This is a genomic window from Hymenobacter fodinae (genome assembly GCF_004745825.1).
GTDB classification, from domain to species: domain Bacteria; phylum Bacteroidota; class Bacteroidia; order Cytophagales; family Hymenobacteraceae; genus Hymenobacter; species Hymenobacter fodinae.
Genome location: NZ_SRLA01000002.1, coordinates 864,102 through 878,590, shown reverse-complemented (window position 1 = coordinate 878,590; position 14,489 = coordinate 864,102). Strand labels below are relative to the sequence as shown.

Sequence of the window (14,489 nt, the reverse complement as noted above, 5' to 3'; positions counted from 1 at the left end):
AGCTGTAAAGGGCCGGATCTGTCACAGATCCGGCCCTTTGCCTTTTAGGAGTCAAGACTCAACAACTTAACCCCGTACCCTTATGAAGTTTTTACTCCTTTTGCTGACTTGCTTCGCGCTGCTTACGAGCTGCTCGACGTCGCGAGCGATCGAGCAGCTCCAGCCGACGCAAGCCCAGCTCCAGAGCGACACGTCGCAGAGCAGCTCGCGCCCGGGCTGGCTGGCTTCCCTTTTTCAGAAAAAAGCGCCGGCGGTGCACGTCGTCGCGCTACCTGCAGGCGCGCAGCTCCAGCTCCCAAAAAAGATGCGGAACAGCTCGATCGCTGTCACGGTGCAATCCGGTCAGGGCAATATCGCCAGCGTGCGCCAGGAGCTGGAGCAGGACACGAAGACGAAAGTCTCCGGCTCCAGCTCCTACGCTCGCGACTCCGGAACAGCTGTATCAGCTCGCAAGTCGCAGGGCGTGGCCGTGGGCCCCAACGCGACAGCGTCGCCGCAGATCGAGCAGAGCAGCTCCGGCCCATGGTGGGCGCACGTGTTATTTATTGTGTTGGGCTTTGTGGGGGGCTTTCTAATTCACGAATACGCGGGGAAGTGGCTGCGCTCGCTTCCCTTCCTGGGGGCGCTGCTGCTGCTGCTCGCGTGCTCGGCCACCGCGCAGGCGCGTCGCTACTCCTATAAGGAAGCAAACCGGACGGAACGGATCACGGAGCGAAACCGGGACAAGTATCGACGAGTCTATCGTCGAGCGCTCCGACAGCTCCAGCGCGAGCGTCGGCGCAATCAGCAGTACTTCCGGCGCCACAAGCAGCAGCACCCGATCAGCTTCGCGCCCTTCCCTCAGCTATAAAAGGCTATAAAAAGCCACAAACAAAAAGGTCCACCGTGCGCGGTGGGCCTTTTTGTTTGCCCGGTCTGTCTGACACCAGGACTCGATACAATCCTCTCGGATCCTGTCGGGTTGGCGTCCACACAAACGCGCCCGACACGCTCTGCGCGGCTATTCGATCCCTTCGAAGGCAGGACGGAACAAGCCGGATAAATAGCTCTTAATCGAGTTAATCGTCCGATTAACTGATCGGTAGTTAGTGCCAGTGAGTCGCTCGATCTCGCGGCAGCTCTGGCCGTTCACGTGAAGTTTAAAGGTGTTCACGTCGGCCTGAGAGAAGCGCGACTCCAGCTCGAAGCGGATCTGATCCGCTAGGTGCTGCTTCTGATCGATCCGCTGCTCCATTAGATCGCTGCTCTGCTGCTCGACGGCGAGCGCGAGCGCGGCCCGCGTCGAGCTGGAGCTGCGCTGCTTAACGGCGCGCTCCTTTTGCTCGACGTTGAGCCGCTTAATGATGCGCCAGATATAAAACTGATAGCCTTCGCCGTGAAAGCCGTATTTCTGGATAGTGTCATGTGCTCGCAGTACTGCTTCCTGATACAACTCTTTCCCCTCGTCCTCACTGCCTGCAAGCATAATGGCGGAAGGCTCCAGCGTCTTCCGGTGCTCCGCTGCTGCTTTCAAGCACGCGGAAGCCTGTAATTCATAATCATTCTGAGGTAGTTGCATGAACGAAACTACCTCCGGTAATTGGACTATTTCCGCGTAAGTGACTTTACTTAAAAAGCCCGTTAATCAACTTGTATAATTGATTAACGGGCTTTTTACGATTGCTTAACTCCAGCCAATTGCCGGGCTAGTAATTAGAAGTTTTATAGATCGTCATACACCGACGCGGCGGCGACGTCGATCTCTTCCGTTAGCATTTCTCGGATATACACCTCGGTTTGTCGCGGGTTGCTGTGGCCGAGAATGTGCTGCACGGCGCGGATATCCTTCGTCTTCTCGATACTCATTCGGGCCATGGTGTGCCGCGCCGTGTGGGGCGTGAAGTTCGCCGGTAGGCCGAGCTTTTTGCACGCAGCGGCTAGGCCTTGATTGCAGTACGTGACGCCGCGCTGCTGGGCCTTATGCCGCGGATCCTGCGCGAGCTGATGGAAGTCCGATTGCAGGATCGGGAAGATCAACTGCTCCGGCGCGGGCTGCTCCGGCCGGTACTGCTCCAGCACGCGCCGGAGTTGCTCGCCGACCGCGACCTTTTTCAGCGGCCCACCCTTCATGGCCTGATACGTGACGACTCCCGCCTGCTCGTCGTAGTCTCTCCAGCGTAAGCGCAGCACGGCGGAGATCCGGCTTCCGTGCAAGTAAAACGCGGCGACGTAGGCGTTTCGGGCGTGATGGGCGCGGCCCGTCAGCTCGTCGGCGTCGCGCAGCGTGTAAAACTGCTCACGTGAGAGCGACGCCTTCGCTTTCTTCTGATGGCGGCCGAGCTTGATCCCGGTAAACGGTGAGCTACTGAGCAGGCCAGCTCGCCGCCACATGGCCGTCAGCGCGATAAACGCGTTCCGGACGGACGGGATCCCGACCTGCGTTTGCAGCCAGGTCGCGAACTGCGTCGCCCCTTCCTTCAGGAAGTGCTCGCGGTTGATCGAGCGCTGCTTCTGGAGCTGGGCCCACGTCGCGAGCAGATCCCGCACCCGGGAGAAATTGTTGAACGTGCCGCGGTTGGCCTGGGCATAGTGCTCCCTGAGCACCACGTCGAGCGGCGCGAGCAAGTCCACGACGGGGCGCGGCTTCAGCGCCTTGACGACGTCCTGAACCGTAAGCCCGTCATAATCGATCTTAGTTTTTAGGAGCTTTAGCTTCGCGACTTGGATCTCCAAGTCTTCGTTGTAGAGGTTTATAGTTTTGATAGATAGTCCGCCACCGGCAGGCAGCGGGATAACTTTTTCGGCGTCTTGATCCCACTGGTCCGGAGCGATCCGGATTTTCGACGAGATCTCGGCGCGCTTGCCGTCGATCGTGAGTCGGATCGAGATCGGGGCGCGGCCTGCTTTGTTTGCTTTGTGACGCTTCAGCCAGAGCTTAACGTCCATTATGGTGTGTGTGAACTCAGAGTGAGTGAACATAGTCCCGTGCCGCAGGAATAGGGCGGCGGGACTCGTCGGCGCGAGCGCAATAGGTAGTGTAGAAGGGAATCATAGGGGACGGGCGTAGTGGTTGCGGATAGGCTAATGCGAGGGCACAGGACAGTAGTATATCGTAACAGTGTAGCAACACAGTTATAGTCCTGTTTTGGGTGGGGGGTAACCGTAGAGGGTAACCGGTTCGGACGCACGGCAGAGGGGATAAAAGGCCAGAAAACGAAAGCGCCCGATCGGTTTTCCGAACGGGCGCGCTGCAATCAAATCCCTGCTATCATGGGCGGTGCAATGATACGGTGAAAAGGTGAGTAGTAGGCTAGGAAACTGGGAGGTTGGGCGTTCTATTCCGTGCGCGGCGGCAAATACGGGTGGGCAGTGCCGTTTTCTATTCATCCACTCCCCATTTTCTGGGTGTACCTTAGCAGTATGCCAAACCAGCCCGTTCGCCTCGATTTCCTGCTGTCCTCGCCTCATCATACCCGGCCATTTGCCGCCGATGCACGCTACCTGCCCGATGGCCAGACCAAACCCGTGGTGGTGTTCGTGCACGGTTTCAAGGGCTTTAAAGACTGGGGCCATTTCAACCTGCTCGCCGACTATTTTGCTCAGCAAGGCTTCGTGTTCGTGAAGCTCAACCTGTCTCACAACGGCTTAGTAGTGGGCGGTACCGGCGACTTAGAGGACTTGGAAGCATTTGGCCGCAACAACTTCAGCTTGGAGCTCGACGACATCGGCGTCCTGCTGGATACCCTGCTCAACCCGGCCGTCACGCCCTTGCCCACCGCTGAAACTGATCTGACGCGCGTGGCCCTCATTGGGCACAGCCGCGGAGGTGGCCTAGCCCTGCTGAAAGCTGCTGAAGATGCCCGCCTGAAAGCCGTGGTTACCTGGGCCGCCATCAATAATGTGAACCCCGGCTGGACCGAGGAGCTCATGCAGCATTGGGAAAAGGAAGGTGTGTTTCACGTGGAGAACAGCCGCACCAAGCAGCAACTTCCTTTGTATTTCCAGATTGTGGAAGACTACCACCAGCACCGCCTCCGCCTCGATATTCCGCATAACGTGCGCCGCAAACTCCGCGACAGGCCTACGCTCATCGTACACGGCGACCAGGACGAAACGGTATCGGTGGAGAAAGCCCACGAGTTGAAAAGCTGGCACCCAGCCGCCGAGCTGGCCATTCTGCCCGGCGTTACCCATAACTTCGGGGGCGGCCACCCTTGGGCGCATGAACACCTCCCCGAGCAAGCCCAACAAGCCGCCGACGTAACTATTGCCTTCTTACGCCGCGTACTCTAGGCCTATGCCCACAGCTTATCTCCTGCTCGGCTCCAACCTTGGCGACCGAGTAGCTATTCTTCAGGAAGCCATAACTCAACTAGCTGCCGCGGCTGGTATAGTGGAAGCCGTTTCCGGGCTTTACGAGACGGCGGCTTGGGGCTTACAGGACCAGCCTGCTTTTCTAAACCAGGCCATCAGGTTACAGACTTCCCTTGAGCCCGAAGAACTGCTGAATGCATGCCAGCACGTGGAGCAACTGGCGGGCCGGGAACGGCTGATACGCTGGGGTGCGCGCACCCTTGATGTGGATATTCTGCTTTACGATGATTTAGTACTAGCCACCTCTCGTCTGCAGGTACCTCACCCCCGCTTGCCGGAGCGCCGCTTTGCACTGGCGCCCTTGGCTGATATTGCTACCAATGTGGTTCATCCTGTACTAGGCCAGTCGGTAGCTCAACTGCTGATAAATTGCCCTGACCACTTAGAAGTACATCTTGTGTCCGATAAATCATGAAGCCCAACCTTTAGTAAATAGAAAAGCCCGCCAGATGTATCTGACGGGCTTTTCTGTGCTAGGCCACCTCCTAAACTGTGGCAGAGCTAACCGTAGCTTCGGGAGCAATTTTCTTCACAAGGCCTTGCAGCACCTTGCCTGGACCACACTCTACAAATTCGGTGGCGCCGTCTTGCACCATGCGCTGCACACTCTGGGTCCAGCGGACGGGGGCCGTGAGTTGGCGCACGAGGTTCTCCCGGATTTCGTCGGGGTCGGTGTGGGGAGCAGCATCTACGTTCTGATACACGGGGCAAATGCCTGCCGAGAAGGTAGTAGCAGCAATTGCCTGAGCCAAGGCCGCCTCGGCCGACTGCATCAACGGTGAGTGGAACGCGCCACCTACGGGCAGCGGCAGCGCGCGCTTAGCACCAGCTGCCTTCAACTGTTCGCAGGCCAGCTCAATGCCCCGCTGCGAGCCTGACACTACCAGTTGGCCGGGGCAATTGTAGTTGGCAGCTACCACTACATTGCCAGCCTGCGTAATTTCCTGGCAGATGCGGGCGGTGGTATCATCGTCGAGGCCTAGAATGGCGGCCATCGTGCCGGGCTGCTCCTGACAGGCGGCCTGCATGGCCTGAGCCCGTTGAGCTACCAGCCGCAACGCATCCTCAAATTTCAGAACTTTAGCTGCTACCAACGCCGAAAACTCACCGAGGGAGTGACCAGCCACCATTTCGGGGCGCAGATCGGGCAGTACGGCAGCAAGGGCTACGGAATGCAGGAAGATAGCGGGCTGAGTTACGTCGGTGCGGCGCAGGTCTTCTTCCGAGCCTGAGAACATTACATCAGTAAGGGAGAAGCCTAGAATCTCGTTGGCTTGGTCCATCAGGCGCTTGGCCTCAGGGTGCTGCTCGTATAGGTCGCGACCCATGCCGCTAAACTGGCTACCCTGACCAGGGAAAATGACTGCTTTCACGTAGTGGAAGGTGGTTGTAGTTGGGAGAACAAAAAGAGTAACGGGGCAAGTGGCCTAGCGTCGTCGTCTATTTAACTTTCAGCGTAGTGACGGTTCCGGTTTTTTTGTCGACTTCAAAAGCCGCGGCGTTTGGCATGCGCCCAGCCCAATCGGTGCGGGGCACAAGCACTTGCCAGTTGGTATCCACATCCATCACCCGCGCTGAATCGAGCTGGTAGAGCGCGGCGTTGGGCTGGCTTTTGACGTAGGCGGCAACGGCCGCCCGCGCTGCCTCGGCGTTGGTGGCTGACTGCATAGTTGTGGTAGGAGTAGTCTGAGGTTGACAACCGGCCACGCCGCCCGCCAACAGTAGGAATACAAGACAAGACTTTATCATGGCACAAAGAAAAGGAGCGAACAGCAACTGTTCGCTCCTTTTCTTTTTACAGAGGCCTAGGCCAGTTAGCGGTTCACCTGTACCCACCCCTTAAAGGTGCGTTTTGTGCGGTTAATGTCCCCAAACTCTACCTCAGCTTGATAGTAGTACATTCCCTCCGATACTTTCGAACCAGAGCCAGATTCACCACTGCCGCTGCCACTCCAGTTGATGAGAGGATCTTTGTCACTCTCGTACACCTTCACTCCCCAGCGGTTGAAAATCTTTACGCTAGTGCGACGGATAGGGCTAAAGACTTTGGGCCGGAAGGTATCGTTCTTCCCGTCTCCGTTGGGAGTAAAGATATTCGGGAGCAAGAACAGTAGGCAGTTATCCTTGCATTCCTTATTACTGAGCAAGCTGCGCGTACCGGCCGCATCTACCGCACGTACGGCGTAGCAACCTTGGGCCGAAGTCAGGCCTTGGTGAGCATACGTGGTCTGCGAGCCAGGCACCGTTGTCAGCACGGTCAGAGAGTCATTGGGGGTAGGTGCATAGTAGATTATGTACGATGCCACATCCCGGCTGCAGTCAGCGGTTGGCTGCGCGCTGAGCGTCCAGCTGAGGTAGTTGGTGTACACCTGCCCATTCACGGGCGTGCTGGGCAAATCAAACAGTCGACTTGCTAAGCTGTCGCAGTTCGTAGGCTTGAGGGTGAGCACCGGCGTACACAATACGGGCGTTAGGGCCACACACCGTTCCTGGCTCAGGTTAATGAGCGAATCGTTGGGGGCAATAGCGTAGGCGCCCTTAGTCTTGATGTAGTAGCAATACGTTCTGCCCTTCACTAGTGGCCTAGCCGTCGTACCCCGGTCGAGGTAGGTACCTCCCGTAGTAGTGCCGGTTACTTTGGCCACTGGCACGTAAGCCCCCGTCAGCCCGTCGCGCCGGTAAATCGTTGATGGATAGCGGGAGTTATCCCATGGCACATTGTAGGTCCAAGTGAGGGCAATAGTATTAGCCAGCGGATCGGCGGTAGTAGTCACCCGCACACTAGAGGCCGGCCCAGCCGTTTCAATAGCTACCGGCGAGTTGGCCGAGGGCAGGGTATTGCTGAAGAACTCCAGCTTGTACGTGTAGGCGTTGTCGGTGGTATTGAGGTTAGTATCCACAAACACCGTATCGTTGAGATTGGTAATGGTCCGGAGAGGAGTAGCCGTGGTCGGGAACGTGGGGTTTTGTCCTACTGCCCGATATAAACGGTAACCTACCGGTGGGTTGAAGCTATTGAGGGGAGCAGGCCGTGTCCAACGCACCGTAATCTGGCCATTTGTAGCGTCTGTGCGGTCTACCGTCACGTTGGTAAAGCGAGGGGAGCGGCCTTCCAGTGTAATGCAGGCCTCGTTAGAAGCAATACTGGCCCCACCCGCAGGCCGGGCAAACTGCACATAAATGCGGTAGCAGTAGTTCTTTCCCCGCTCTAGGCCTAGGCCATTGCGGTCATCCACAAACGTGCGGCTGCCCACGGCCACCGAACCAATTTGTATGTACCCGGCTGAGGCAGGTATTCCTGTTTCGCAAGTTGAAGGAGACCATTGAGAGGGCATCTCCTTGCGGAAAATCAGAATCTGAGCACCAGGGTTCTGGCAGGAATAACTATCCCAGCTTAGTTGAGCCGTATTGCCAGATGGAGCTACTCGCAGGTTTTGGGGTGGTGGCCCTACCACTAGGATATTCCACACGCGTTCATCAATCAAAGCGGCGCCGCAATTGTTGGCGGGCCTGTCTTCGGCTTTGAACAGCACCTGGTGTGGTTCCGACCGAATATCCGTGCACCCTGGAGTCCAGGTGAAGGTGCCACGGGGCGTTGGAGGCCCAAGCGAGTTCTGCACAAAGTTGGCCGGACGGGGCAGCATGCCCCCGAAAGCGGTGAGCGTAACCTGTTGGTTTTCTGGATCGGTGGCAGTTACAACACCCGTAACCGGCACGCCAGCAATAACGCAAAGATCGGTGGGGACCGTGATGGTTGGGCGCAGGTTGTTGTTGTTACCAACAGTTATCTGCATATCCCGAATGTATTCGCCGATTAACCTTGCCTTAGCACCGGGCACTCGGCGCCACTCACGCACTCGAAAAGCGAAGTTGTAATCACCAATTTCTATAGGGGCATTCCACACTACTTGCCCAGTAATAGGGCTTTGCTCAAATATTGCTGCCGCATTAGGCACATATGCTGGTGGCCCTACATACGGGACTTGCACACCATTTCCAATCTGGTTGGGGTATTGAAAACTTGTGCTAGGAACCGGAAACGGTGTGTTCCGATTATTACCTGTCTGAGCTAATACAGCGGCTACACCACCAGGAACAAATTGACTGGGAGTTAGCTCATAAGACAAAGAGTCTCCATCAGCATCTGAGGCTGCGGGGTTGTGCAGAAATACTTGATTTCTGCTCGCCCTATCGTAGGCCGGTGCATTCAGGATTGGTGATTGGTTTATTCCTAGAGCCGGGTCAATGGTTATGCGTGAAGAAATATAGAAACTCTGCCCCTGGGAGTTAGCCATATTCCTTACCCCAATGCTGCGGTTCTCAGCTAGAAAATGTACCGTGTATTGACCAACAGCGGGGTAGGTATGTTCGAAATAAAATACTAATCGAAACGTAGTGCCATCACAGCCGACAGGCGTTCTGCTGACACGCGGAATCTTTTGGGTAACGGTACCATCTCCAAAGAAGATATCGGCCTCAGTTTGCGACACACTCGTGTTTACATTGCTTTCATAAAGCACCATCTTAAAGAAGATGCGCCGCGGGTTACGGGCGGCCGTTGTATCCGTCTTGGCTTGGATGTCGCCGGCGCGCAGGTGGGTTGCGTGGGCCGCAGGCGTCAGTCCAAAATAAGCCAGCACCAATACTAGTAGCACCAACCCAAGACGGGCGGCGCGGTTAAGTAAGGGAAGCTTCATAGAATCAGGGTATTGAGAGTCGAAAAAACGAAGGAAAGAAGGTCAGTAAAAATGCGTCAGGAACCTAACAAAAAACCTCTTAGTTGGGTTAATCTAGTACCGTTATAGTTCTAACGGAGCCGGCAGTAGATAGATTCAAGATTATTCCTTACTAACGTGAAAGGTAAGCGCAGATTGTTTCCTACCGGGTTGGACCCTACCTTTGACCAGTACAACCGACCTACCCAAACCTTTCAGTAGCTCTTATGAGTTGGATAACAAAGACCTTTTCCAGCAGCATCGGCCGCAAGTTTATCATGGCTGTCACGGGCCTGTTTCTCTGCTCCTTTCTGGTGGTTCACTTATTGATTAACCTCCAGATGCTTCGCCACGATGGCGGCGCTTCTTTCAACTTTTGGGCTGAGTTCATGGGCACCAATCCCGTCATCCGGGCAATGGAAGTGGTGCTAATGCTAGGCCTGTTGGCGCACATTTACCAGGGTTTGGCCCTGGCCGTAAAAAACAAGAAGGCCCGCGGCGGACAGGCCTACGTGGTGAACCACTCCGAGCAAAACTCGCAGTGGGCTTCCCGCAACATGGCTTTGCTAGGCACATTGCTGCTGATCTTCCTAATTGTGCACCTGATGAACTTCTGGATTCGCTCCCGCTTTGATGCCATGGGTGGCCTAGCCGAAGTACGCGTGCCTAACCTCGACCACCCCGTGGGCGACCTGTATTCTGTGGCAGCTGCCTCTTTCAAAATTCCGTGGTACGTGGCTTTGTACGCCCTCTCGCAGATTGCCCTGGGCTACCATCTCTGGCACGGCTTCCGCAGCGGCTTCCAGACTCTCGGCCTCAACCACCGCAAGTATACGCCCGCCATTTATCTGACGGGTTATGGCTTCTCGGTGATTGTATCTGCCCTGTTTGCCATTATTCCTCTGGTGATGTTCTTCAGCGAGGCCTACCAGCCACGCCCTGCTACGGGCAACACCGTAGAGCAGTCCCTTACCACGGAGCCGGCCCTTCGCTAGCCCCCCACCCTTTTCATTTTAGCGCATGATACTGGATTCCAAAATTCCCGAAGGGCCTTTGGCCGAGAAGTGGGACAAGCATAAGTTCAATGTCAAGCTGGTTAACCCAGCTAACAAGCGTAAATACGACGTAATCATTGTAGGTACTGGCCTAGCTGGTGCTTCCGCTGCGGCCTCCCTGGCCGAGTTGGGCTACAACGTAAAGGCGTTTACCTACCACGATTCTCCCCGCCGTGCGCACTCCATCGCCGCTCAGGGAGGTATCAACGCCGCCAAGAACTACCAGAACGACGGTGACTCGGTGTACCGTCTGTTCTATGATACCATTAAAGGTGGTGACTACCGTGCCCGTGAGGCCAACGTGTACCGTCTGGCCCAGGTATCGGTAAACATCATCGACCAATGCGTGGCCCAGGGCGTTCCTTTTGCCCGGGAATACGGTGGATTGCTGGCTAACCGCTCCTTCGGTGGCGCCCAGGTGAGCCGCACGTTCTACGCCCGTGGCCAAACCGGACAGCAGCTGCTGCTGGGTGCCTACTCGGCTCTGTCGCGTCAGGTAGCTTACGGCAAAGTGAAGCTGTACACTCGCAGCGAAATGCTGGACCTAGTAGTGGTTGACGGCCAGGCCCGTGGCATCATCACCCGTAACCTCATCACCGGCGAGATTGAGCAGCACGCGGCCCACGCCGTGGTACTGGCCACCGGTGGTTACGGTAACGTATTCTACCTGAGCACTAACGCCAAATATTGCAATGCCACCGCTGCTTGGCGAGCGCACAAGAAGGGTGCCTTCTTTGCTAACCCTTGCTTCACCCAGATTCACCCCACTTGTATCCCCGTATCGGGCGACTACCAGTCGAAGCTGACGCTGATGTCGGAGTCGCTGCGTAACGACGGCCGTGTATGGGTGCCGGCTTCCAAGGAAACTGCTGAGCGTCTGCGCAAAGGCGAAATCCGCGTAAGTGACATCAAGGAGGAGGACCGTGACTACTTCCTGGAGCGTAAGTACCCTGCCTTCGGTAACCTCGTTCCTCGCGACGTGGCATCGCGCAATGCCAAGCAGATGTGCGACGAGGGTCGCGGTGTAGGTGGATCCGGCTTGGCCGTGTTCCTCGACTTCGCCGACGTTATTAAGCGTAACGGGGCCGAGTGGGTGAGCCAGAAGTACGGCAACCTGTTCGATATGTACGCCAAGATTACTGGCGAGAATCCCTACGAGCAGCCCATGCGCATTTACCCAGCCGTGCACTATACCATGGGTGGCCTCTGGGTAGACTATAACCTGCAGACTACCATCCCCGGCCTATACGCCACCGGTGAGTGTAACTTCTCCGACCACGGTGCTAACCGCTTGGGCGCTTCGGCCCTAATGCAAGGTTTAGCCGACGGCTACTTCGTGATTCCGTACACCATTGGTGATTACCTAGCCCAGACTCCTCCCAAACCTGTTACCACCGAACACCCTGCCTTCAAGGAGGCGGAGGCCGGGGTACGGGCCCGTGTGGAGAAGCTGATGAGCATTAACGGTACGCGTACTCCTGCCGAGTTCCACAAGGCCCTAGGCCATATCATGTGGGAGTATTGCGGCATGGCCCGCAACGCTGAGGGTCTGCGCCACGCCAAGACGGAGATTCAGAAGCTACGTCGTGAATTCTGGAGCGACCTGAAACTGACCGGCACCGATCAGGAGATGAACCAAATGCTGGAAAATGCCGGTCGTGTGGCCGACTTCTTGGAACTGGGTGAGCTCATGATTGATGACGCTTATAACCGCAACGAGAGCTGCGGTGGCCACTTCCGCGAGGAATACCAGACGCCGGAAGGTGAGGCCCTCCGTGACGACGAGAACTTCACGTACGTGGCTGCCTGGCAGTTCAACGGCGAGAACCAGCCCGAAATCCTGAATAAGGAAGAGCTGCGCTTCGAGAACGTGAAGCTTACCCAGCGGAGCTACAAATAAGGTGGCAGTGGCCTAGCTTCATCTGCTAGGCCACTCAATCCAGTTTTTCAAGACTTTATACCCTAGAAATACAATGGCTGGAAGTAACCCCAATGCCAAACCAATGAACCTCACCTTGAAAGTGTGGCGGCAGCGTAACCGCAACACCGAGGGTCGCATTGTGGATTACCAGGTGAAGGACATCTCCCCGGATATGTCGTTCCTGGAAATGCTCGATGTGCTGAACGAGGATCTGCTGCGTCAGGGCGAGGAGCCCGTAGCATTCGACCATGACTGCCGTGAGGGCATTTGTGGTTCGTGTAACCTGTTCATCAATGGCCGTGCGCACGGTCCCGAGGCTGGTACCACCACCTGCCAGCTGCACATGCGCAAGTTCTCCGACGGTGACACCATCACCATCGAGCCTTGGCGTTCGGCTGCCTTCCCGGTTAACAAGGACCTGAGTGTAGACCGCTCTGCCTTCGACCGCATCATCCAAGCGGGTGGCTATATCTCAATCAACACGGGTGGCACTCCCGATGCCAACGAGATTCCAATTCCGAAGGACATTGCCGACCGGGCATTTGAGGCAGCTACTTGCATTGCCTGCGGTGCTTGCGTAGCGTCTTGCAAAAATTCCTCGGCTATGCTGTTTGTGTCGGCCAAGGTAAGCCAGCTAGCATTGCTACCTCAAGGGCACGTAGAGCGCAAAACTCGCGTGGAAAACATGGTAGCCCAGATGGATAAAGAGGGCTTCGGCGCTTGCTCCAACATCGGTTCTTGTGCTGCTGAGTGCCCAGTGGGTATCTCCCTGGAGAACATTGCCATCATGAACCGTGAATACATCAACGCTAAGGCCACTTCTAATAACCTTGCGTAAAGTTTGCAGTTACTAGCATAGAAAAAGCGAATCGGGTAACCGGTTCGCTTTTTTGTTGCTGTTGTGTTACTGCAGATGGTGAGAGTACTAGTAGCCCCTGCTAAGCACACAAGAGCATGTGTAGCCGTTTGAACTGCTTCATATAATTTACTTGATTTCATGATTACCATCGTTGCTGGTACCAACCGGCCCAACTCCCGCGCCCGTCGTATTGCCGAAGTATATGGCTCTTACTTAGCTGGGCATCAAGCAGCTTTTCAGATCCTTGATCTGACCGAACTGCCCGTCGACTTCACCAGCACTGCGCTTTACCACAATACAGGCACGCACGACCATTTCAACACCTTAGTAGCAATGGCTGAAGCGGCGGATAAGTTGGTGTTTATTGTTCCGGAGTACAATGCCTCTTTCCCAGGGGTGTTGAAAGCGTTTATTGATGGTCTTCCCTACCCTGGTGGTATTCGGGGCAAGAAAGCCGCTTTAGTAGGCCTGTCTTCGGGTGGCCAAGGTGGTCTGCTTCCCGTGAACCACTTAACAGATGTACTCATGTACCTTGGTACAGCTGTGCTTCCCCAACGCGTGCGGCTACCCTTCATTGACAAATACCTGACTAGCGAAGGGCAACTCACAGAGCCACTTTATCAGCAGTTGCTGCAAGAACAAGTGGAAGCATTACTCGCTTTCTAACCCGTAGGTTGGTTTCAAACAGTTATCTTCAAAATACTCAACAGGTAGATTCCTCCCCCATCGGTACATAAGCTTAGTGGATTGGCGTGAATAGTCACTCCTGTCTCCTGCTTATTAATTATTTGCTCCTAATGTTTCGCCTCATGACACGCTCAAAGCTTTCAGTGCTTTTGGTATTCCTGATTGTCGCTTTGGTATTTACCGGCTGTGGTAATACTGATAAGGAGGCGGAACCTAGCAGCGCCCTTCACCTAGAAATCAGCCACGTGGTGGGAGGATCCTCACTCACACTGAATTCAGCTACACCCTACACCACGCCGGCGGGAGAAAGTTTTACTGTCTCTACTTTCAAGTATTATCTCTCCAACTTCAAGCTAGGCAAAGCCGATGGTACTGAGTACGCAGTTCCGGAGAGCTACTTCCTAGTGGATGAGGCCAAGGCTGCCTCTAAAACTATTACCCTGAGCGGTATACCCGCTGGTGACTATTCTTCCCTTACTTTCATGGTGGGTGTGGATAGTACGCACAACGTGTCGGGGGCAAAAGCTGGCGCACTGGACCCAATTAACAGCATGTTTTGGGACTGGAATACTGGCTACATCTTCGCGAAGCTGGAAGGTTCTTCTCCGCAGGCTCCTGGAAACCACGGAGTACTCCTTCACGTGGGTGGGTTCAAAACACCCAATAATGCCATCCGGGTTATATCACCTACCTTAGCCGGCGCCACCATTCAAATCCGACAAGACCGGGTTCCTACCGTTCAGATGCAAGCAGATGTGTTGCGCATGCTCTCGGGCCCAAACACAATTCGTTTTGCTGATACGTATAACATCATGGGTGCTGGCCCTAGCGCTATGAGGCTGGCTGATAATTACGCGGCAGGCATGTTTACTGTACGGCAGGTGCAGGAAAAATAACAC

13 protein-coding genes are annotated in these 14,489 nt (G+C 55.6%); 8 read left to right on the top strand and 5 right to left on the bottom strand.

Features of this window, described 5'->3' with window-relative positions; genetic code table 11:
* The first annotated feature begins 82 nt into the window (after positions 1–82).
* Positions 83–850 (top strand): hypothetical protein, encoded by a 768-nt coding sequence (locus tag EU556_RS11000; RefSeq protein ID WP_135434088.1) that lies wholly within the window; start codon positions 83–85, stop codon positions 848–850.
* Positions 851–1,000: 150 nt separating this feature from the next.
* Here the strand turns inward: EU556_RS11000 and EU556_RS10995 are convergent, their stop codons facing one another.
* The gene (locus EU556_RS10995; RefSeq protein ID WP_135434086.1) at positions 1,001–1,558 is read right to left on the bottom strand and encodes a hypothetical protein; all 558 of its coding nucleotides are present in this window, start codon (positions 1,556–1,558) and stop codon (positions 1,001–1,003) included.
* A gap of 143 nt (positions 1,559–1,701) precedes the next feature.
* Complete coding sequence (locus tag EU556_RS10990) at positions 1,702–2,925, bottom strand: tyrosine-type recombinase/integrase (RefSeq protein WP_167855539.1); 1,224 nt, start codon at positions 2,923–2,925, stop codon at positions 1,702–1,704.
* A 474-nt stretch (positions 2,926–3,399) separates the two neighbouring features.
* Here EU556_RS10990 and EU556_RS10985 point away from each other — a divergent pair, with 474 nt between their 5' ends.
* Positions 3,400–4,272, top strand: coding sequence for an alpha/beta hydrolase family protein (locus tag EU556_RS10985; RefSeq protein ID WP_135434082.1), 873 nt, complete (start codon positions 3,400–3,402; stop codon positions 4,270–4,272).
* Between the two features lie 4 nt (positions 4,273–4,276).
* Positions 4,277–4,768: a 2-amino-4-hydroxy-6-hydroxymethyldihydropteridine diphosphokinase gene (gene folK, locus EU556_RS10980; RefSeq protein ID WP_135434080.1), complete on the top strand. Its 492-nt coding sequence runs from the start codon at positions 4,277–4,279 to the stop codon at positions 4,766–4,768.
* Positions 4,769–4,838: 70 nt separating this feature from the next.
* On the opposite strand, the gene fabD is transcribed toward folK, so the two are convergent.
* The 3 genes from fabD to EU556_RS10965 form a co-directional block, all read right to left on the bottom strand.
* Complete coding sequence (gene fabD, locus EU556_RS10975) at positions 4,839–5,726, bottom strand: ACP S-malonyltransferase (protein WP_135434078.1); 888 nt, start codon at positions 5,724–5,726, stop codon at positions 4,839–4,841.
* A gap of 67 nt (positions 5,727–5,793) precedes the next feature.
* Entirely contained in the window at positions 5,794–6,021 is a 228-nt protein-coding gene (locus tag EU556_RS10970) for a hypothetical protein (RefSeq protein WP_135434076.1), read from the bottom strand.
* Between the two features lie 146 nt (positions 6,022–6,167).
* Positions 6,168–9,050: a T9SS type B sorting domain-containing protein gene (locus tag EU556_RS10965; protein ID WP_135434074.1), complete on the bottom strand. Its 2,883-nt coding sequence runs from the start codon at positions 9,048–9,050 to the stop codon at positions 6,168–6,170.
* A gap of 245 nt (positions 9,051–9,295) precedes the next feature.
* On the opposite strand from EU556_RS10965, the gene EU556_RS10960 reads away from it, so the two are divergent.
* The 5 genes from EU556_RS10960 to EU556_RS10940 all read left to right on the top strand — a co-directional run bounded on the left by EU556_RS10960 (position 9,296) and on the right by EU556_RS10940 (position 14,486).
* Positions 9,296–10,063, top strand: coding sequence for a succinate dehydrogenase cytochrome b subunit (locus tag EU556_RS10960; RefSeq protein WP_135434072.1), 768 nt, complete (start codon positions 9,296–9,298; stop codon positions 10,061–10,063).
* Positions 10,064–10,088: 25 nt separating this feature from the next.
* Positions 10,089–12,023, top strand: coding sequence for a fumarate reductase/succinate dehydrogenase flavoprotein subunit (locus tag EU556_RS10955; RefSeq protein ID WP_135434070.1), 1,935 nt, complete (start codon positions 10,089–10,091; stop codon positions 12,021–12,023).
* A 103-nt stretch (positions 12,024–12,126) separates the two neighbouring features.
* Positions 12,127–12,882 carry a succinate dehydrogenase/fumarate reductase iron-sulfur subunit gene (locus EU556_RS10950; RefSeq protein WP_135434068.1) on the top strand — a complete coding sequence of 252 codons (756 nt, stop codon included), beginning with the start codon at positions 12,127–12,129 and terminating at the stop codon, positions 12,880–12,882.
* Between the two features lie 159 nt (positions 12,883–13,041).
* Positions 13,042–13,569, top strand: coding sequence for an NADPH-dependent FMN reductase (locus tag EU556_RS10945; RefSeq protein ID WP_135434066.1), 528 nt, complete (start codon positions 13,042–13,044; stop codon positions 13,567–13,569).
* A gap of 143 nt (positions 13,570–13,712) precedes the next feature.
* On the top strand, positions 13,713–14,486 hold the full coding sequence (locus EU556_RS10940; RefSeq protein WP_135434064.1) for an MbnP family protein: 774 nt from the start codon (positions 13,713–13,715) through the stop codon (positions 14,484–14,486).
* Positions 14,487–14,489: the final 3 nt, after the last annotated feature.

Bases quoted from the DNA above. Each gene is read 5' to 3' on its own strand.
- EU556_RS11000 (WP_135434088.1), top strand. From the start codon at position 83: ATGAAGTTTTTACTCCTTTTGCTGACTTGCTTCGCGCTGCTTACGAGC.
- EU556_RS10995 (WP_135434086.1), bottom strand. From the start codon at position 1,558: ATGCAACTACCTCAGAATGATTATGAATTACAGGCTTCCGCGTGCTTG.
- EU556_RS10990 (WP_167855539.1), bottom strand. From the start codon at position 2,925: ATGGACGTTAAGCTCTGGCTGAAGCGTCACAAAGCAAACAAAGCAGGC.
- EU556_RS10985 (WP_135434082.1), top strand. From the start codon at position 3,400: ATGCCAAACCAGCCCGTTCGCCTCGATTTCCTGCTGTCCTCGCCTCAT.
- folK (WP_135434080.1), top strand. From the start codon at position 4,277: ATGCCCACAGCTTATCTCCTGCTCGGCTCCAACCTTGGCGACCGAGTA.
- EU556_RS10970 (WP_135434076.1), bottom strand. From the start codon at position 6,021: ATGCAGTCAGCCACCAACGCCGAGGCAGCGCGGGCGGCCGTTGCCGCC.
- EU556_RS10965 (WP_135434074.1), bottom strand. From the start codon at position 9,050: ATGAAGCTTCCCTTACTTAACCGCGCCGCCCGTCTTGGGTTGGTGCTA.
- EU556_RS10960 (WP_135434072.1), top strand. From the start codon at position 9,296: ATGAGTTGGATAACAAAGACCTTTTCCAGCAGCATCGGCCGCAAGTTT.
- EU556_RS10955 (WP_135434070.1), top strand. From the start codon at position 10,089: ATGATACTGGATTCCAAAATTCCCGAAGGGCCTTTGGCCGAGAAGTGG.
- EU556_RS10950 (WP_135434068.1), top strand. From the start codon at position 12,127: ATGAACCTCACCTTGAAAGTGTGGCGGCAGCGTAACCGCAACACCGAG.
- EU556_RS10945 (WP_135434066.1), top strand. From the start codon at position 13,042: ATGATTACCATCGTTGCTGGTACCAACCGGCCCAACTCCCGCGCCCGT.
- EU556_RS10940 (WP_135434064.1), top strand. From the start codon at position 13,713: ATGACACGCTCAAAGCTTTCAGTGCTTTTGGTATTCCTGATTGTCGCT.